Genomic DNA, 17,366 nt, shown 5'->3' with positions numbered 1-17,366 from the left:
GGGGTAAGGTTATGCCGCATACTTCCGATAATGACAAAAAAGCAAAAGATAATAATGCCCTAAGGCACGAAAAGAATATGATGCGCGAGAAAAATCGTCAGGCAGGAAAAAATCAATACTCAAAACAGACAGACCATAAATAAAAAATGAGAGTCCCTTTAATTTAGGGTTGTGTGTCTAAACTGGCTGTTGATTTCCGCTCCAGGCGGCTTCGCTTTCCGCGGGCGTGCCGGGGAGCCTCCTCGGCGCTGAAGCGCCTGCGGGGTCTCCCCTGCCCCGTACTCCCGCAGGAGTCTTCGCCGCCTTCCGCTCCAATCAACAGGGTTCTTTTAATCAGATAGATACCCTCATGAACAAAAAGACGCCTCAAAATTCACTTTTGGAATTTTAGAGTCGTCTTTTTTTACTGCTTTTCAGCACTATTGAAAAATTCAAATATTTTTAGTGCCCTCGATGTACCTCACTCATTTATTATTGGTTTGGCAATTGGTTTAAAAAGAATATCGAGATTGTTCCTGCGCCTGTATGGGATCCTATCGTGGAGCCAATCGAAGAAATATAGACTTCTTTCGGATGAAATGCTTCTTCAATCAGCGCTTTCATTTCTAAGGCCCCTGCTTCATTATCGGCATGGCTAATGCCAATTATTTGTTCCTTCAAATCTTTACCGCGCTCGTTCATAAGCTCAATAATCCGACGAAACACCTTCTTCTTTCCGCGGATTTTTTCGATAGGAACAAGTTTGCCATCTTCCACGTTTAATATAGGCTTGATATTCAATAATCCGCCCAAAAAGGCTGACGCTTTCGAGACCCGGCCGCCCTTTGCCAAATAGTCTAAATCCTCTACCGTAAAAAGATGCTCCATATGCTGGCTTCTAAATCGCACTTCTTTTAATATTTCTTCTTTCGCTGCATTTTTTGCGGCGAGCCTTGCTGCTTCCATGACTACAAGACCAAATCCAAGTGATGCACATTTTGTATCAACAATCGTTAAATGAAAGTTTGGATATTTTTCCTTCACTTGGTCAAGAATCATAACAGCGGTTGAATAAGTGCCGGATAATTCTGAAGAGAATGCTATGTATATACCGTCTTCATTTTTTTCCGCCATTTCGGTAAAGACTTCTTCAAACGCAAGTGGAGAAGCTTGAGAAGTTTTCGGGACAATTCCATTTCGGATTGCATTATAGACGGTTTTGGGGTCAATCGTTTTTACATCTTCAAATTCTTCATCATTAATATGGACCTTCAACGGGATTAAAGTAACATTATTTTCTTCATAAAAACTTTTTGGTAAATCGCATGCGCTGTCAGCGAGTATTTTTACCGGCATGAAGCTCACCTGCTTTCAAAACTTATATAGTTAGTTTCAGTTTATCGGTTTAGACTTAAAAATACAATTACCTATTTTGTGATTTAAAAGGGGGACATACCTTTGATTTGGCTTCAAACGAAAAAAATATTTATTGTAATTCTTGGTGCAATATTAAATGCACTAGCCATGAATTTTTTTCTTATCCCAGCGAATGTCTATTCCAGCGGTTTTACAGGAATCGCTCAATTACTTTCGAAGGTGCTTAGTGATTATTCACCAATCCATGTATCGATGGGCTTTTTATTACTTGTGCTAAATATACCTGTAGCCATTCTCGGTTGGAAGAAGGTAGGTAAATCTTTTACATTTTATAGTTTTATAAGTGTTGTGCTTTCATCTTTATTTCTCACAATAATCCCAGTCTACAAATTTTCACAAGATATTTTACTTAATGCTGTATTTGGTGGTGTCATTCAAGCTATTGGGGTTGGAATTACCTTGAAATGGGGAGCATCCACAGGCGGTGTCGATATCATCGCTATGGTTTTATCAAGGATGAAGGATAAACCGGTAGGGCCTTATATGTTTGTCTTAAACGCGATTATAGTAATGACTGCTGGGTATCTATATGGATGGGAGAAAGCTCTTTACACACTTGTTGTTTTATATGCCTCGACAAGAGTAATTGATGCCATCCATACTAGGCACGCAAAACTAACAGCGATGATTATTACCAAAAATGCGGAGGAACTAAAACAGGCGATTCATGCATCACTTGTTAGAGGGATTACAATGCTTCCTGCGAGAGGAGCGTTCTCCAATGAACCAAAAGATATGTTGATGATTGTCATTACCCGCTATGAACTATATGATTTGGAGAAAATCATTAAGGATGTAGACCCCCATGCATTTACTAATATCGTCCAAACAGCCGCAGTGTATGGCTTTTTTCGAAGAGAATAACAGAAAGCGGAAGCGCCTTGGTCAGCCCCGACAAGCATAAGACGAGCCGGTGAGAAGGTTGTTTTTTAACCTTCTTGCCGGATTGGCTTATGACCTCGAGGGGCTAGGCGCTGCAGCTAGACAAAACAGAAAAGCGGAAGCGCCTTGTTTATGGTGCTTCCGCTTTTCCTGCTATTGAATCTGTTCAAGCTCTTGCTGCATTTGTTGGAGCTGGGCTTGCTCTGCCACGGTCGAATTGGCATAGGCAGAACGAAGTGCATTCTTTGCCTTAGCGGCAGCAGAATCAAGGTCAGCAGGGTTAGCGGATTTCGCCATCTCAACAAATCTCCGTGCTTCCTGGAACAATTGGTTTCCCATGTTAAATTCCTCCCAGCGAGGATTCATGCACATTGGCCATTTTCTGAGCTTCTGCTTCAGCGTAGGTCATGTGATAAGGAATACGTTCGGCATGCTTGGTAACGGTATCCTTTCCTTGCTGGACAAAGCGTTTTGATTTGTTTGATTTACCCATTCGAATCCCTCCAATATGCTAAGAAGCTCGTATTGAAACAGCAGCGCTGTCTCACATAATAGTATGCTCCAAAATGGCTGGATTCATTTAGAGAGACGTACACTTCCGCTTTATAATTTAATATTTAACAATTCCGCCAAATATTGTCCAACGCCATCCTCTTCATTCGTTAACGTGACTTCATTGGCAATACTTTTCACCTGATCAATCGCATTTCCCATAGCAATCCCGCGACCGGCATATTCAAGCATTTCCAGATCATTATCTTCATCACCAAATGCGACAATTCTTTCAGCTGGAATGCCAAAATATTCAGAAGCCTTTTTTAGACCCACTGCCTTGTTTAAACCGACCTTAATGATTTCAATTACATGCCATGGAGCTGCCCAGCTGCGATGGTCAATTACTTCGGCATGCACCGCAGATAAATGGTCACGAATCGTTTTTAACTGATCTTCCTCGGTATGGATCAGCATGCTTGTTGGAGCATCCTGCAAAAAATTAGCCAAATCCCCTGTAGTAATTTTGGGGTTGCCATAGCTAAAAATATCTAAAAGCTTTTCATCGTGATAATGGAAATAGACATCATCAATCACTTCGGCAATAATATTATGAAACTGAAAGCTTCTGCAGGCTTCAACGATATCTTTTGCTACCTTTACATCAAGAGGCTCGTGAAAATAGCCCCAATTAGGGTTTCGCGGATGGTGCATAAATGCCCCGTTAAAATTGACAATCGGCGTGTCCAAATCCAGCTCGCGATAATACATTTCGCTGGAACGATAAGGCCTTCCCGTGGCAATCATAACGATGTGTCCATCTTCTCTTGCTTTATTTATGATTTCCTTTGTTTTGGCGGAAATTGTTTTATCATCTTTTAATAACGTCCCGTCAAGGTCTAATGCGATTAAATGTCTCTCTGTCATATGGGGTCCCCTTCTTACTATCAATTTTTATCAATCAATGCGTCGCTTTAGGAAAATGTTTGTCTCCATGATACACTAATATTATGGGGAATTATTTTCTCTATACTTACCATGTTAACAATTTTATAGCTAACCTGTAAAAAAATTCACATCAAAAGCTTTAGAAAACAGATATACTAATTTTATTTATACTAGATAATATCAATATATAGGAGTGAATGGAAATGAATGAAGAATTAAAAGAAAATATTATGGGCGCAATGGAGTTAGTTATTGACCCTGAGCTTGGCGTAGATATTGTTAATTTAGGTTTAGTCTATGATGTTGAAATGGATGATGAAGGGCTAGTAACGGTTTCGATGACATTAACCTCAATGGGCTGCCCGCTTGCGGGAACGATTGTCGATCAAGTAAAGAGAGCTCTGGCAGATATCCCTGAGGTTAAAGACACAGAAGTAAATATTGTTTGGAATCCGCCATGGAACAAAGAGATGATGTCACGTTATGCGAAAATTGCCTTAGGCATTCGTTAAGGGGCAGTGAACCAATATGAAAAATAAAATCATTTTAGTAAGCTCGAATCAGCTCGGACGGGGAGACCAAGTACTTGGTGAAACTATTCTTGAAACATTTTTTACGATTGTGAAGCAAAAGGATGAGCTTCCTGCCGCAGTTTTTTGTATGAACAGCGGCGTGCTGACGATGACCGAGGATTCGTTTGTATCCGTTCATTTGAAAGAATTAGAAGACAGGGGCACAGAAATTTTTGCCTGTAAAACATGCGCTGACCATTATGGAGTAAGTGAAAAATTAACAGTTGGCAAAATCAGCGGAATGGCTGATTTTATTGACCTTGCTGCTAAATATGAAGTATTAACCATTTCTTAAAAACAGCAGAGATTCTCCGCTGTTTTTTTTTGCATTCACAAAACGGACATATAAAGCGTGCAGGATGTGAGAAAGTTCACTTTTTTCAACTATAAACACCTTTATAATACAAGGTATTAAGGCTGTTTGAGTTTGAAATAGCTGTTTTCGGGAGGCGTTTCATATGGCTTTTAGTCGAGATTTTAATAAAGATCCTTTTATCGTAATTTGGGAGCTTACACGCGCATGTCAGTTAAAGTGCTTGCATTGCCGAGCTGATGCCCAGTATAAAAGGGATCCTCGTGAGTTGTCGTTTGAAGAAGGTAAACATTTAATTGATCAAATATATGACATGAACAACCCAATCCTTGTATTTACGGGCGGAGATCCGCTTATGCGGGAAGATGTTTTTGAAATTGCAAAATATGCAGTTGAAAAAGGCGTCCGTGTATCGATGACACCAAGTGCGACACCGAATGTTACCAAAGAAGCAATTGAAAAGGCGAAGGAAGTGGGGCTTTCCCGTTGGGCATTTAGTATTGACGGTCCAACAGCAGAGGTTCATGACCATTTCCGCGGCACGGCTGGTTCATTCGATCTCACCATGGAAAAAATTAAATATTTGCATGAAGTGGGATTACCGATTCAGATTAATACGGTTATTTCCAGATACAATATTGAATATTTAGAAGAAATGGCAAAGATGGTTGAAGATTTGAACTGTGTCTTGTGGAGTGTCTTTTTCCTAGTTCCAACAGGAAGAGGCCAGGTCTCTGATATGATTTCTCCAGTTGAACACGAAAAAGTTTTCAGATGGCTTTATGATCTAAGCAAGCGTGTATCCTTTGATATTAAAACAACAGAAGCAATGCATTATCGCCGTGTTGTAATTCAGCAAAAAATGCGCGAAGCGAAGGAAACCGCAGATGAAATTGATTATTTAAGTGCCTTTACGGAAAAAGGGCTAACAGGATCAATCGACGGACTTGGACGAGCGCCGAAGGGCGTTAATGACGGAAACGGTTTTGTATTTATTTCACATATTGGGGATGTCTACCCAAGCGGGTTATTACCTGTAAAGGCTGGTAATGTCCGTGAAACTCCTTTAGCTGAAATATACCGTGAGTCACCAATATTCCAATCGTTAAGAAATCCAGATCTTTATAAAGGCAAATGCGGCGTATGTGAATTCCGCTATGTATGCGGCGGTTCAAGATCGCGTGCATATGCGATGACCGGTGACTACCTTGAAAGCGAACCATTCTGTGTCTATATTCCAAAATCATTAAGAGAGAAACAAGCGCAATAAAAACAGGAGGCTGCCTCAATATTATTGAGACAGCCTCGTAAACAATACTAATTTTATTCTATATTACAGTAAACCGCTGAACAATTTTCACAGCCAATTTCGTCCTTTAAGTATTGTAAATCTAATATCGATATTTTTCCTTTTTTTACAGAAATAATTTTATCACGCTTTAAATCACTAAGAATGCGGTTTGTACTTTCCCGAGAGGTGCCGCAGAAGTTTGCGAGTTCTTGATTGGTTAACGGTAAGTCGATTAAAATTTCGTTGTTTTTTGGGATTCCATAACTATTAGACATCCGAATAAGTGTTGAGAATAGGGCACCGCGTTTTCCATTTAAGACTAGATCGCGAAATTTCGTCTGTGTTTTTCGGAAATGGTCGCTCATCCATTTCATAAATTCAAACGCTAGCTTACTATTTTGAAATATTTCACTTTCAATCACTTCTTTTTTAATCGCGACAATTTCTCCTTCTTCGAGAACCTTGGCACTTAATAAATACCTTGGGTTGTCAGTAAAAAGGGTTAATTCGCCGCAAATATCGTTTTCCCCGCAAATTCTTAAGGAAAGCTCACGGCCGTCTGAAGTGATTTTGCTGATTTGAATTTTGCCGGAAACGATAATGTAAAGCTCTTCCGCCAGCATGCCCTCTTGAAATAGGAAGCTTCCTCGTTCACTTCTAAATTTCCGATCAGCAAATTTAAGCAATTCTTTTATTTCAATCGAATGGGTTGGTTTCATTGTCATCGTCATATGAATCACCTCTAAATTCTATTTATAAGCCAATCTATTTTTTGATCAATTTTTATTAGATTCTTTAGTATTAGTTTAGCTCAAGACTGGCCATTAAAAAGAAGTAAACAATGACAATATAGTGAAAACTTATGCGGATTTTTTAAATTTAATTGTGATTATATGATTTGGAGTGTAAGTCGAATCAAATTAGGGTAAAAAAAGATGTATCCACAAACAAGCATTTAATCATTTGTGTACATCTGTTAAGATTAACATAAGATTAAAAGGTATTATGATAGTGAATAAAGTAACTGCCATTTTTCTAATACATTGGTACACTAATAAAAAATAGCTTCTTAAAATAATGGAGTTGATATAAATGGAAAAAACCATTATTAAAGATAAATTAAATAGACCATTACGTGACTTAAGAATCTCAGTGATTGACCGCTGTAATTTTCGCTGCCAGTACTGTATGCCAGCTGAACAATTTGGGCCGGATTTTGAATTCCTGCCGCGAAGCGCGTTACTGACGTATGAAGAAATTGAACGGCTGGCCAAAATCTTTGTCAGCATAGGTGTGGAAAAAATCCGCTTAACCGGAGGCGAACCTCTTTTACGAAAAGATATGCCAATTCTTGTTAAAAAGCTGTCTGCCATTGAAGGTTTAAGTGACATCGGCTTAACAACAAATGGTGTACTGCTCCCCAAATTGGCAAAGGATTTAAAAGAGGCAGGTCTAAAAAGGGTAAATGTAAGCCTCGATACCTTAAATGATGAGTTATTTGGGAAAATTAACGGGCGCGGTGTTGGAACTGGGCCCGTACTTGAGGGTATTGATGCGGCGAAACAGGCAGGCCTTGGGGTCAAAATCAATATGGTGGTAAAAAAGGGTCTAAATGATTCAGAAATTATTCCGATGGCAGAATACTGTAAAAATCATGGCCTCGAGCTTCGTTATATTGAATTCATGGATGTCGGCTCGACAAACGGCTGGAAAATGGATGATGTGATTACGAAAAAGCAGATTTATCATTTATTAAAAGAACAATTTGAACTGGAGCCAGTTGATCCGGCTTACTATGGCGAGGTGGCAAAGCTTTACCGCTATAAGGATGCGGACGTGAATGTAGGGTTTATTACTTCCGTCTCAGAATCGTTCTGCACAAGCTGTACCCGTTCCCGGCTTTCCGCAAATGGACAAATTTTTACTTGTTTATTTAATGGAAATGGTCACGATATTCGTAATTTCATGAGAAATGGAGCCACTGACGAAGAAATCGTTGCGCGCATTACAGCCATTTGGAATGGCCGTGATGACCGATATTCCGACGAAAGAACAGCTGAGACAAATAAAAACCGTAAGAAAATTGAAATGTCCTATATTGGTGGATAAAGAAAACTCGCCGACTGTCGAGCCCGTAGGGCGAAGACAGAGGCGTAGTTGCACTTATGCCTGATAGGAAAGTTATACTTTCCTATCGGCTAAAATAACAGCCCGCTTAAATATTAGCGGGCTGTTAATTATTAAGAAAGATATCTTGGGAATAAAATATTGTTTTCAAGATGCACATGCATGAAGGTTAATCCTTCTAGTGCTTCTAAACGGGCATAGACTAATCGATAGGTTCCGCAAGCGTCAAGTGGAAGTTCATAATCAGATGTTACGGCAAGGATTTGGCGTAAAATTTCACCAGCATGATCATGCTCTTTCTCAAGTTCAACAATCATCGCGATTGCTTCTGCACGGTTTTCAACTGTTCCGTCTGCAAGCTGCCTAATTAATGGGAAGACTATTGCTTCTTCTTTTGCCATATGCTCGATTAATTCCTTTTTGAATTCATAGAAGAGTTCATATACTTTAATTAGCTCTGGATGATTGTTGCCATGTACCCGTGAAACTTTTGTTACGTATGGGCTAAGCGCAGCTAATTCTTCTTCAGATACCCGATGGTAATTTGTAATCACATGATCGATAATCGTATTGGAGTCAGAATTAGTCCAGACATCTACATCTTTCTCTGCGTTGTCGTATTTTTCAAAAACGACATTTAATTCGGCAATCAAAGTGTCCATATTAAGGCCGTTTTGAGCAACCGCTTCTGATAATGGGATATTGCCGCCGCAGCAAAAGTCGATGCGGTTCTTTTTGAATACGTCACTTGTTTTAGGTAATTCGTTTACAATATCTTTAACTAATGAATTCGAAGTAATAGGGAAAGTCATGATTAAATCCTCCTTGAATTTTTAAAAGGTAGTTTATTTCTGACTTAAGCATAATTGAAAATGAATCTTAATTAGGTGACCTACATCACACATTTGCTATGATTTTTTATTTTTTTGGGAAAGATTGTTTTATTTTTGTGACATTTGATATGTCAGCAAGTTTTATGTAGGCTTATAATGAAGATTAGTCATTTAAATTTAGTACATATATGGGGAAGTTACCCGTTTTAGGCAGGAGCTGATTAGTTTGTTAGAAAGAAGAAAACCGATACAAATTGGGGAAGCAGTCAAAAGGATTATGGAACACCAATTACCTGGTGTAACCGAACTTGTCTCGATAAATGAAAGCTTTGGCCGTTTTCTTTCCGAAGATTTAATTGCAACCAGCGATGTACCGCACTTTGACAGGGCACCATATGATGGTTTTGCGGTTAGATCAGTTGACACTAGTGAAGCCTCTCAGTCCAATCCTGTTGAATTTGAAGTGGTTGATCATATTGGTGCGGGAGCAATTTCAACTAAAGTGGTTGGTCAAAATCAAACAGTGCGAATTATGACCGGTGCGATGATGCCTGAAGGTACAGACGCAGTTGTCATGTTTGAAGTCGCTCAAGACTATCAAAAAGATGGAAAGCCATTTATGTCGATTAAGCGCAGCTTTAAAAAGGGTGATAATGTTTCCTTTACTGGTGAAGATGCCAAACAAGGAGAAATCTTAGTGAAAAAAGGAACCTTGATCAATCCGGGCATTCAAGCAATGCTCGCTACGTTCGGCTATAAACGTGTACCTGTAGCTAAAAAGCCGCTTGTTGGATTGTTTGCGACCGGTACAGAGCTGTTGGAAGTGGAGGAAGAGTTAGTTCCGGGAAAAATCCGCAACAGTAATTCTCATATGATTGCTGCTCAAATCGAGAGGGCGGGGGGTATCGTTCATTACTTCGGTAAGCTGCCAGATGAATTCGATACATGCTTTGAAGCAGTCAAAAACGCCTTAAATGAGGTAGATGTGTTAATTACCACTGGTGGTGTGTCAGTAGGTGACTTTGATTACCTTCCTGCGATTTACGAAAAACTAGGTGCAGAGGTGTTCTTTAATAAAGTGGCGATGCGCCCCGGAAGTGTGACAACTGTCGCTAATAATAATGGAAAAATCTTATTCGGACTTTCAGGCAATCCTTCCGCATGCTATGTCGGTTTTGAATTATTTGCCCGTCCGATTATTCGCAGGATGTTATTTTCGGAAAAGCCGCACTTACGAAGAGAAAAAGCGGTTCTTGAGGTCGACTTTCTTAAGGCAAATCCATTTACGAGATTTGTTCGCAGCTCTGTATTTATCGAGGATGGCAGGTTAAAAGTTGCCCCAAGCGGACTGGATAAATCAAATATCATTATGAGCCTTTCAGGTGCTAATTCCTTGACGATTCTCCCGGGAGGTACGAGGGGATTTACTGCCGGCAGCGAGGTAGCAGTGCTACTACTTGAGGACCAAAACGGCAGTGAGTGGCCTTGGTAAAGCCAGTAGTTTTTCAGGTGGTTGGTTATCAAAATAGCGGCAAGACAACTGTAATGATAAAGCTTATTCATGCGTTAAGAGACCTGGGCTTAACAACTGTTACAATCAAGCATCACGGTCACGGCGGCAAACCAGAAGTAATAGAGCAAAAGGATTCAACGAGACATCTTTCAGCAGGAGCATCCGCCTCTGTCGTAGAGGGGGATGGACGACTGATTCTGCATGCAGAAAATATCGATAGCAGCCTAGAAGATCAAATTAGACTCATGGAATATTTTCAACCTGATGTGCATTTGATTGAAGGTTATAAGTTTGAAAATTATCCGAAATTATTGCTGATAAGGGATCATAAAGACCTTTCGCTGTTAGCCAAGGTGGACAATATTAGGGTAATAATGTATTGGGAAGAAACGCTGAGAGAACCTCTTAATGAGCAAACAAAAATCCCTTGCTTTCCTATTCATGATCAAACAGCCATTATTTGGACTGCTCGAACAATCAAAAAGCTTTTTCTTTCTAACCCGTAAAAAAGAAGGCTTTGGCCTTCTTTTTTAGCCGATAGGAAAGTATAACTTTCCTATCAGGCATAAGTGCAACTACGCCTCTGTCTTCGCCTCTGTCTTCGCCTAACGGCTCGCCAATCGGCGAGTTTTCTTTATTATACTTTTCTAAGTTTTTTTCTGATGACTGCAATACACAAAAGTAGCATAGGAATGAGCAGCTGAATGGAAATAAAATAAAATGGTGTGGTTGTCCCCATACTACGAATCATTTCTTGAAACGAGGATGCTGACCAAACAGAGAATAGAAGTATTAAAAAACCAAATGGTAAGATAATCGGCCTATAACTAGGCAGCTTCAGCCATTGTGAAGTGCCAAGGACGAGCATATAAAAAAACGCTGAAAGTTGTACAAAACCACCAAGAACCCAAACGGCTAGGATAATTGACTCGACATGTTCAAAAATTGATCCAATGCTAATATATCTCGCTGCTTGAAACACTGGAAATTGAGTACTTGTAATAATTTTTCCAAATAAAAATATATTCCCAAGATTGATATATACCATTGTCATAACACTCACAAATACAGAAAATATACCCCATCTCATTCCCTTTGTTTCGTTCGATAAGAAAGGAAGCAGGAAAGACATTAAGGAAAATTGACTTAACCAAGCATGTGGTGCAAGTGAACCTTTAACAGAAGGCAACCAGCCATATTCCATGATCGGGAAAATATTTTTTACGTTCAGCTCGGGAATTAAGAATAAATAAATCATTACGTAAAAAACCAAGACAATAGGCAAGAAAATAATAGCACACCTCCCTAATACTTCTATGCCCCCATGGACAGCAAAAACACAAGTTAATGCAATACTTCCTGTAACAACAACTAACGGAGTTTTATGCAAAAAGGCACTTTCGACGAATTCACCATATTCCCTAAAAGCTACTGCCGTATCATATAAAAGGAAGAACAAGTAGATGAACCCGATAATTTTCCCGAAGGTACGGCCAAGAATGAGTTCACTATATTCGACAAGGGTTTTCTTCGGGTAAAGTTTAGAAAGTTTAGAAATAATAAAGACAATCAAAAAACCGCTTAAAGAAGCCCAAATGGGAGAAAGCCATAAATCACGCTTTGCATGTTGTGCGGTAATAAATGGAATATAAAGAATGGCCGTGGCTGCAACGACCGCATACATAATTAGTGCCATTTGGAAGGGAGAAATTTTTCCTTTTTCAATCATTATGCTTCATTCCTTTTTAAAGTACTAACCTATTTCCCAATATTTGCCGAATGGTTTGAAGATAAAGTCAATTAATTGACTTGGTCCAGGCATATTGGGGAATAAAACGAGTAAAATAGCAAGCAGCCATCCAATTGTGAGTAAAGTAAAAAAAACTACTTTTATTTTCCGTTCATATTTCTTCAGTTTAGGCCATTCCCATAAATGAATAAGCACCAATAAAGCTGTTATCCCCAATATAACTCCCACCTTCATTTATCTTCACCACCTGTTTTTGCATGTTCATTCTCTAATCCTGTTCTGATAATATTTACCTTCGTTTCGAAGGTAATATCTACTTTTCGAAATATATCGTTCCATTCACGGCTTTGTTTTTTCCATATTTTTGGGTATTTCCGTTGAAACGCTTCTGCAAAGCCAAAAATGTCAGCATTTAATTTTTTTTGAGCATTCGCTAAAGCTAATTTCTCTCGTCCTTCAATTTCTTGAACAACCTTTCGTTCTACTTCTTTTAACAATTTGGGACGTATTAAATTAAGATTTGATGTATTTTGAAGAACTTCTAGATCCGTATCCGTCTTCACTCTAATGCTCCATTTCCCATTCGTAATCTTAGGAATCAACTGATTATTGCTTCTTAGCAAATTTAAAGATACATATCCCGAATCTTCATTTGTACGAATGGTAATAATACCTGATTTCATTTCATTTCTCGGCCAAAGAATCCCTCGAGTTTCTTTATCGCTCAACCGCCCGACCATCTTATCCCCTTTCAATACGGCTGCCCCTTTAATGAATGGAATGTTCTTCCCCTTGTTAACTCCCAAATTGGACGGTGACAAATTTGCAACCCAAGGAATAACGGCTGCACCGGCTTCCCCTGATAACATTTCCGACAAATCTTTTACAGTTACTTTTACTCCTATTTGTGAATCGACTAATTTGCGAAGCTGTTTAGCTGAGTCCCGCTCCAACTCCGGCATCGACTCCAAAACTTCCTTTGCTGAAATCTTAGAAACAAAAACATCAGCACGTTCGCGAGGCTCCGTATACCGCATCCAAAAATCAATTTGATCTCCTACTCCTTTTTTTGCTAATTTCTCACCGATAACTAGCACCTCGTTTTGCCCCCAGAAAATACGCCGTGTAAGCTTCTCTTGGAGTCTAGACATCGCATCACCAATGGTTACTCCTTCGGCTGATCTGACTAAGGTTTGACTACTAGTACTTCCGCTTGACATCCCTCCTTGTTGTCCGCCTTCTGCTGGTTTCGGGATAAATACTTGGACGGACAGTTCAATTTCATCTTTTTTACTTATATCAACACCAGTTGCCAAAATGATTGCTAAATCATTCACCTCAGTTCGATCCCAGCATCCGGCAAGCAAAAACATAGTAGGGGAAAGAAGGAGGAACAGCGAAAAAGATTTATATTTCCACCATCTGATACAGTCCATCCTTAATCACCACCTTTACTTGGATCGGGTTTCTGACCATGGGGTTGCCGATATAGGTCTCCTAATTCGGTAGACGAAGATTCGGGTCGTGTATTCATCGCCCACCACGGGGCGCGAATGAGTACATCTTTTAAATTGCGAATCTTAAGTGGGGCAATTGAATTTAAATACGGAACACCGAAAGAACGTATGGTGCAAAGATGTACGACAATCGCGATAATCCCAAGCACAACACCTAATAAACCTAATATTCCGGATAATATCATGATCGGAAAGCGCAGCATCCGAATCGATATTCCTGCAGCATATCTTGGTAGTAAAAACGAGGCTACACCTGTAATCGCCACCACCATTACCATCGCTGATGAAACAAGACCAGCCGCGGCGGCGGCTTGTCCGATGACAAGTGCGCCAACGATACTAACTGCAGCACCTACTTGTTTCGGCAGTCTTACACCCGCTTCGCGCAATGCCTCGAATGTGATTTCCATCATGAATGCTTCAATCAATGCCGGGAATGGGACTTGTTCACGGCTTTGTGCAATGTTTAAGAGGAGAGATGCTGGGACCATTTCTTGGTGATACGTAAGAATTGCAACATAAGCTGATGGAGCAAGCAATGCGATAAATAAGAATAAATAACGCAGCCAACGGATGAATGTACTTATTAAAAATCGATTGTAGTAATCTTCTGGTGCTTGTAACAAACTTGCGAACGTACATGGGGCAATAAGAGTGGAGGGAGTTCCGTCAATCAATATGACAACCCGTCCTTCTAAAAGGCTAGAGGCCGCAACATCCGGCCGTTCTGTTGATAATACTTGCGGGAAAGGTGAAAAAGGGTCATCCTCAATCATTTCTTCAATATATCCGCTTTCCAAAATACCATCGATTTCAATTCGTTCTAACCGATTTGTTACCTCTTTGATTAATGTGGTACTTGCAATCCCTTCAATATAAGCAATGAGTACTTGCGTTTCTGTGAACTTACCGATTGTCAGTTGTTTCATTTTTAAGGCGGGATGGCGAATTTTTCTTCGTAAAAGGGAAGTATTTACTCTTAATGTTTCAACAAACCCTTCCCTAGGACCACGAACAACGGATTCGGCCACCGGATCCTCGATTCCTCGTTTATCCCACTTTGGTAAACCTAAAGAAATTCCGTTTATTTTTTTGTTAATCAGAATCACTGGGTTTCCAATTGAAATTTGTTTAAAGACATCTGTAATGGTGTAGATTTCCTTTACATCAGAAACAGCTAATTTCTTACTTACATTTTCAATCGATGTTTCTGAATCAAAGCTTTCCAACTGTATGAGCGGCATGAGTACATGTTGATCAATTTCCTGAGTATTTGAAAGACCATCGATATAAATGAGAGCAGCGTTTGTCCGAGCACCGATGGTAAAATCACGAAATATGACATCGGAGCAATCGGTATAGGCTGATTTTAAGATTCGAATATTTTCATTCAAATCCAGATTGATTGGTATGTTTGGTAATTTAGATAGTGTTTCCGTTATTTGCTGGCTTGGAAAACGGTATCCGCTATTTTTTTTATGCTTAAAAAAATTCATCACTTGGATCCCCTTTTCAATAATCAAGGTTATTCTTTCCAAATAAAAGGGGGATTATGAGAATTTTCTAGATGTCTACTAGAAAGTGATGAAATTTCTTCACAATTGTAGGTGTCATTATGTGATATGTTTCACTTTTTTTTCTGCTTCGCTGCCTTATATTAGAGGCAGTTAGGAATAAGGAGTGACGAAGATGAAGTTATTTTTACCAAAACAACATGGTGCGTGGGCAATGCTGATCATCCCTTTTTGGCTTGGGGTCATCAATGGGGGCTTTTTATGGCAGCATATCCCGTTTTTTATCGGCTGGCTCTTTTTGTACTTAGCAACCTACCCGATGCTCCTCTTATTTAAAAAGAAAAAAATCTCGTTTTATACAAAGTGGACACTTATTTATATGGTACCGGCATTATTGCTTTTAGCCATTCCATTAGTTGTAAGACCAAGTATTGTTTATTTTGGACTTTTAATGATGCCGTTTTTTATGATAAATGCTTACTATACTTCAAAAAATCAAGACCGTGCCTTTATGAATGATATTAGTGCTATCTTCGCTTTTTCGATTGCGGGACTGGCAAGCAGTTATTTATCCCAGGGCGAAGTGACCGTGACGGCGATTATTTTCACCTTCATTACATCTGTGCTATTTTTTATTGGCTGTACCTTTTATGTAAAATCAATGATCAGGGAAAAGAAGAATACGAAGTTCAAATGGGTTTCATGGGCATATCATTTCCTGCTCGTGCTTGTCTTGATCATAGGTGGTTTTTGGATTGTAGCACTCGCCTATATTCCGAGTCTACTAAGGGCGATACTTTTTTACGGAAAGAAGCTATCTCCAAAGCAAATTGGCATATACGAAATCATAAACTCATGTCTGTTCTTCATCATCATTGCTATCCAAATAATTTTACAAAAATAAAAAATCGGTCGTCACTCGACCGATTTTTTATTCTTCTGCTAATCAACTTTACATATTTCTGTTGGACAATCCTCGCAATCAATTTCCCTTTTTAAATACCCTAGATCATGAATAGTAATCGTGCCCTTATCTATCGAAATAACGCCTGTTTTTCTTAAGTCGCTTAGTAAGCGATTGACTACCTCACGGGAGGTGCCGCAGAAATTAGCCAATTCTTGATTGGTTAATGGTAATCCAATCAAAATCCCTTTATTCGTTTTAATACCATAGCTATTGGTGATCCGAATCAGCGTTGAATACAAAGCGCCTTTTTTGCCGTGAAGAACTAAGTCACGAAATTTGGTTTGTGTTTTACGGTATTGCAAACTCATCCATTTTATGAATTCAAAGGAAAGCTGAAGGTCTTGCGAAAGTTTTTCTTCCAGAACGTCCTTCATAATGACGGCCACTTCACCACTTTCAACAACCCGTGCGCTTAATAAATATCTGGAAGCAGGGGAGAATAAATTTAATTCACCGACAAATTCACCGCTAGAGCACATTCTTAATGTGAGCTCTCTTCCGTCAGGAATAATTTTACTGATTTGAAGTATCCCGCTTTGGACTATATACAATTCATCGGCAATAGAACCTTCCTGAAAAAGAAACGTGCCTTTTTTAATTTTTCTTACATGGTGCACCGTATCAAATAGATGGGAAAATGTTACGGGTAATTCTTTAACTGACTGCATGCTCATAACCACCTTTAAAGGTGCGAAATAAATCGCAAATTTGATTTTTAAAATAATGACAGTCATGATTTTATTTTACAGGATATTACTATTATTATATTGTTAACCAGGAATATTTAGCAATTAATGTGGAATAAGTTCATATAATCGTCAAAAGTAAAACGACATTTTAAATATTTCTCAGGAAATAACGTCGATGTTTGTTGAAATTTGAAAGAAATTCCTATAATGACAACACTAGAAAAGGAGATAATAAAGAGTAGATGAAAAGGAGGGAAAAAAATGGGCCAAAACCGCCAGTTTAAATCTGGGAAAAAAGCACCGAATAACGGAATTTACATTGAAGAGGGTGAAACTGGAAGCAATGTACTCCATCCCAAACAGATAAAGCTTAAAGCAGGAGATGCATTTCCTGAGACCTCGAATCATAACCGGGTTTGGACATACCAAAGAAAGCCTTAAAATATATGAACGGATAAAGTCATCCAAGCGGGTGGCTTTTTCTGTTACAAAATTTTACTTCAATATTGGATTGTTTTATAATAAATATAATAGGTCAGAAA

At 39.1% G+C, this 17,366-nt stretch carries 21 protein-coding genes; 10 read left to right on the top strand and 11 right to left on the bottom strand.

The genetic code is table 11. The annotated features are described in order from the left end of the window. Positions 1–11: 11 nt before the first annotated feature. A complete protein-coding gene (locus ACFVSW_RS03820; protein WP_024028473.1) occupies positions 12–143 on the top strand; it encodes a DUF3941 domain-containing protein in 132 nt (43 codons plus the stop codon). Positions 144–471: 328 nt separating this feature from the next. On the opposite strand, the gene ACFVSW_RS03815 is transcribed toward ACFVSW_RS03820, so the two are convergent. Next, positions 472–1,335, bottom strand: coding sequence for a DegV family protein (locus tag ACFVSW_RS03815; protein WP_387312376.1), 864 nt, complete (start codon positions 1,333–1,335; stop codon positions 472–474). Between the two features lie 102 nt (positions 1,336–1,437). On the opposite strand from ACFVSW_RS03815, the gene ACFVSW_RS03810 reads away from it, so the two are divergent. Continuing rightward, positions 1,438–2,280 (top strand): YitT family protein, encoded by an 843-nt coding sequence (locus ACFVSW_RS03810; RefSeq protein WP_387312373.1) that lies wholly within the window; start codon positions 1,438–1,440, stop codon positions 2,278–2,280. 171 nt (positions 2,281–2,451) lie between these two features. On the opposite strand, the gene ACFVSW_RS03805 is transcribed toward ACFVSW_RS03810, so the two are convergent. From ACFVSW_RS03805 to ACFVSW_RS03795, 3 genes are all read right to left on the bottom strand, one after another. After that, complete coding sequence (locus tag ACFVSW_RS03805; protein WP_387312371.1) at positions 2,452–2,637, bottom strand: DUF3813 domain-containing protein; 186 nt, start codon at positions 2,635–2,637, stop codon at positions 2,452–2,454. A gap of 1 nt (position 2,638) precedes the next feature. Beyond that, on the bottom strand, positions 2,639–2,791 hold the full coding sequence (locus ACFVSW_RS03800) for a hypothetical protein (RefSeq protein ID WP_387312369.1): 153 nt from the start codon (positions 2,789–2,791) through the stop codon (positions 2,639–2,641). A 110-nt stretch (positions 2,792–2,901) separates the two neighbouring features. Continuing rightward, complete coding sequence (locus ACFVSW_RS03795) at positions 2,902–3,717, bottom strand: Cof-type HAD-IIB family hydrolase (protein ID WP_387312366.1); 816 nt, start codon at positions 3,715–3,717, stop codon at positions 2,902–2,904. Positions 3,718–3,941: 224 nt separating this feature from the next. Between ACFVSW_RS03795 and ACFVSW_RS03790 the strand changes: the two genes are divergently transcribed. The 3 genes from ACFVSW_RS03790 (at position 3,942) to ACFVSW_RS03780 (ending at position 5,893) form a co-directional block, all read left to right on the top strand. Beyond that, the gene (locus ACFVSW_RS03790) at positions 3,942–4,250 is read left to right on the top strand and encodes a metal-sulfur cluster assembly factor (RefSeq protein WP_387312363.1); all 309 of its coding nucleotides are present in this window, start codon (positions 3,942–3,944) and stop codon (positions 4,248–4,250) included. 16 nt (positions 4,251–4,266) lie between these two features. After that, positions 4,267–4,605 carry a DsrE family protein gene (locus ACFVSW_RS03785; RefSeq protein WP_387312361.1) on the top strand — a complete coding sequence of 113 codons (339 nt, stop codon included), beginning with the start codon at positions 4,267–4,269 and terminating at the stop codon, positions 4,603–4,605. Positions 4,606–4,768: 163 nt separating this feature from the next. Next, the gene (locus ACFVSW_RS03780; protein WP_387312358.1) at positions 4,769–5,893 is read left to right on the top strand and encodes a TIGR04053 family radical SAM/SPASM domain-containing protein; all 1,125 of its coding nucleotides are present in this window, start codon (positions 4,769–4,771) and stop codon (positions 5,891–5,893) included. A 53-nt stretch (positions 5,894–5,946) separates the two neighbouring features. Here the strand turns inward: ACFVSW_RS03780 and ACFVSW_RS03775 are convergent, their stop codons facing one another. Next, on the bottom strand, positions 5,947–6,645 hold the full coding sequence (locus ACFVSW_RS03775) for a Crp/Fnr family transcriptional regulator (protein ID WP_387312355.1): 699 nt from the start codon (positions 6,643–6,645) through the stop codon (positions 5,947–5,949). A gap of 361 nt (positions 6,646–7,006) precedes the next feature. Here ACFVSW_RS03775 and moaA point away from each other — a divergent pair, with 361 nt between their 5' ends. Next, complete coding sequence (gene moaA, locus ACFVSW_RS03770; protein WP_387312352.1) at positions 7,007–8,023, top strand: GTP 3',8-cyclase MoaA; 1,017 nt, start codon at positions 7,007–7,009, stop codon at positions 8,021–8,023. Between the two features lie 131 nt (positions 8,024–8,154). Here the strand turns inward: moaA and ric are convergent, their stop codons facing one another. Next, positions 8,155–8,853, bottom strand: coding sequence for an iron-sulfur cluster repair di-iron protein (gene ric, locus ACFVSW_RS03765; RefSeq protein WP_387312349.1), 699 nt, complete (start codon positions 8,851–8,853; stop codon positions 8,155–8,157). Between the two features lie 247 nt (positions 8,854–9,100). On the opposite strand from ric, the gene ACFVSW_RS03760 reads away from it, so the two are divergent. Together ACFVSW_RS03760 and mobB are read left to right on the top strand one after the other, a co-directional pair. Then, positions 9,101–10,366, top strand: coding sequence for a molybdopterin molybdotransferase MoeA (locus ACFVSW_RS03760; protein ID WP_387312346.1), 1,266 nt, complete (start codon positions 9,101–9,103; stop codon positions 10,364–10,366). Next, positions 10,354–10,893: a molybdopterin-guanine dinucleotide biosynthesis protein B gene (mobB, locus tag ACFVSW_RS03755; RefSeq protein ID WP_387312343.1), complete on the top strand. Its 540-nt coding sequence runs from the start codon at positions 10,354–10,356 to the stop codon at positions 10,891–10,893. Before ACFVSW_RS03760 ends, mobB begins: the two co-directional genes overlap by 13 nt. A 131-nt stretch (positions 10,894–11,024) precedes the next feature. Here mobB and ACFVSW_RS03750 read toward each other — a convergent pair whose 3' ends face one another. From ACFVSW_RS03750 to ACFVSW_RS03735, 4 genes are read right to left on the bottom strand one after another with little or no spacing between them, the layout of a single operon-like run. Next, positions 11,025–12,116 carry a GerAB/ArcD/ProY family transporter gene (locus ACFVSW_RS03750; RefSeq protein ID WP_387312340.1) on the bottom strand — a complete coding sequence of 364 codons (1,092 nt, stop codon included), beginning with the start codon at positions 12,114–12,116 and terminating at the stop codon, positions 11,025–11,027. Positions 12,117–12,140: 24 nt separating this feature from the next. Next, on the bottom strand, positions 12,141–12,371 hold the full coding sequence (locus tag ACFVSW_RS03745; RefSeq protein ID WP_387312337.1) for a hypothetical protein: 231 nt from the start codon (positions 12,369–12,371) through the stop codon (positions 12,141–12,143). Further along, positions 12,368–13,573 carry a Ger(x)C family spore germination protein gene (locus tag ACFVSW_RS03740; RefSeq protein WP_387312334.1) on the bottom strand — a complete coding sequence of 402 codons (1,206 nt, stop codon included), beginning with the start codon at positions 13,571–13,573 and terminating at the stop codon, positions 12,368–12,370. Before ACFVSW_RS03740 ends, ACFVSW_RS03745 begins: the two co-directional genes overlap by 4 nt. 2 nt (positions 13,574–13,575) lie before the next feature. Then, entirely contained in the window at positions 13,576–15,150 is a 1,575-nt protein-coding gene (locus ACFVSW_RS03735; RefSeq protein ID WP_387312331.1) for a spore germination protein, read from the bottom strand. A gap of 193 nt (positions 15,151–15,343) precedes the next feature. Between ACFVSW_RS03735 and ACFVSW_RS03730 the strand changes: the two genes are divergently transcribed. After that, complete coding sequence (locus ACFVSW_RS03730) at positions 15,344–16,072, top strand: YwiC-like family protein (RefSeq protein ID WP_387312328.1); 729 nt, start codon at positions 15,344–15,346, stop codon at positions 16,070–16,072. A gap of 38 nt (positions 16,073–16,110) precedes the next feature. Here ACFVSW_RS03730 and ACFVSW_RS03725 read toward each other — a convergent pair whose 3' ends face one another. Continuing rightward, complete coding sequence (locus ACFVSW_RS03725) at positions 16,111–16,803, bottom strand: Crp/Fnr family transcriptional regulator (protein ID WP_387312325.1); 693 nt, start codon at positions 16,801–16,803, stop codon at positions 16,111–16,113. A gap of 282 nt (positions 16,804–17,085) precedes the next feature. Between ACFVSW_RS03725 and ACFVSW_RS03720 the strand changes: the two genes are divergently transcribed. Beyond that, the gene (locus ACFVSW_RS03720; protein WP_024028454.1) at positions 17,086–17,265 is read left to right on the top strand and encodes a YjzC family protein; all 180 of its coding nucleotides are present in this window, start codon (positions 17,086–17,088) and stop codon (positions 17,263–17,265) included. The last annotated feature ends 101 nt before the right edge of the window (positions 17,266–17,366 follow it).

Source organism: Neobacillus sp. NPDC058068, assembly GCF_042885335.1.
In the GTDB taxonomy this organism is placed as follows: Bacteria; Bacillota; Bacilli; order Bacillales; family Cytobacillaceae; genus Neobacillus.
Note: the sequence above shows the minus strand (reverse complement) of the source record. Positions and strands in the feature narration are given on the sequence as shown.

Coding starts and splice junctions, on each gene's coding strand:
- ACFVSW_RS03820 (WP_024028473.1), top strand. CDS start 12: ATGCCGCATACTTCCGATAATGACAAAAAAGCAAAAGATAATAATGCC.
- ACFVSW_RS03815 (WP_387312376.1), bottom strand. CDS start 1,335: ATGCCGGTAAAAATACTCGCTGACAGCGCATGCGATTTACCAAAAAGT.
- ACFVSW_RS03805 (WP_387312371.1), bottom strand. CDS start 2,637: ATGGGAAACCAATTGTTCCAGGAAGCACGGAGATTTGTTGAGATGGCG.
- ACFVSW_RS03800 (WP_387312369.1), bottom strand. CDS start 2,791: ATGGGTAAATCAAACAAATCAAAACGCTTTGTCCAGCAAGGAAAGGAT.
- ACFVSW_RS03795 (WP_387312366.1), bottom strand. CDS start 3,717: ATGACAGAGAGACATTTAATCGCATTAGACCTTGACGGGACGTTATTA.
- ACFVSW_RS03790 (WP_387312363.1), top strand. CDS start 3,942: ATGAATGAAGAATTAAAAGAAAATATTATGGGCGCAATGGAGTTAGTT.
- ACFVSW_RS03785 (WP_387312361.1), top strand. CDS start 4,267: ATGAAAAATAAAATCATTTTAGTAAGCTCGAATCAGCTCGGACGGGGA.
- ACFVSW_RS03780 (WP_387312358.1), top strand. CDS start 4,769: ATGGCTTTTAGTCGAGATTTTAATAAAGATCCTTTTATCGTAATTTGG.
- ACFVSW_RS03775 (WP_387312355.1), bottom strand. CDS start 6,645: ATGACGATGACAATGAAACCAACCCATTCGATTGAAATAAAAGAATTG.
- moaA (WP_387312352.1), top strand. CDS start 7,007: ATGGAAAAAACCATTATTAAAGATAAATTAAATAGACCATTACGTGAC.
- ric (WP_387312349.1), bottom strand. CDS start 8,853: ATGACTTTCCCTATTACTTCGAATTCATTAGTTAAAGATATTGTAAAC.
- ACFVSW_RS03750 (WP_387312340.1), bottom strand. CDS start 12,116: ATGATTGAAAAAGGAAAAATTTCTCCCTTCCAAATGGCACTAATTATG.
- ACFVSW_RS03745 (WP_387312337.1), bottom strand. CDS start 12,371: ATGAAGGTGGGAGTTATATTGGGGATAACAGCTTTATTGGTGCTTATT.
- ACFVSW_RS03740 (WP_387312334.1), bottom strand. CDS start 13,573: ATGGACTGTATCAGATGGTGGAAATATAAATCTTTTTCGCTGTTCCTC.
- ACFVSW_RS03735 (WP_387312331.1), bottom strand. CDS start 15,150: ATGAATTTTTTTAAGCATAAAAAAAATAGCGGATACCGTTTTCCAAGC.
- ACFVSW_RS03730 (WP_387312328.1), top strand. CDS start 15,344: ATGAAGTTATTTTTACCAAAACAACATGGTGCGTGGGCAATGCTGATC.
- ACFVSW_RS03725 (WP_387312325.1), bottom strand. CDS start 16,803: ATGCAGTCAGTTAAAGAATTACCCGTAACATTTTCCCATCTATTTGAT.
- ACFVSW_RS03720 (WP_024028454.1), top strand. CDS start 17,086: ATGGGCCAAAACCGCCAGTTTAAATCTGGGAAAAAAGCACCGAATAAC.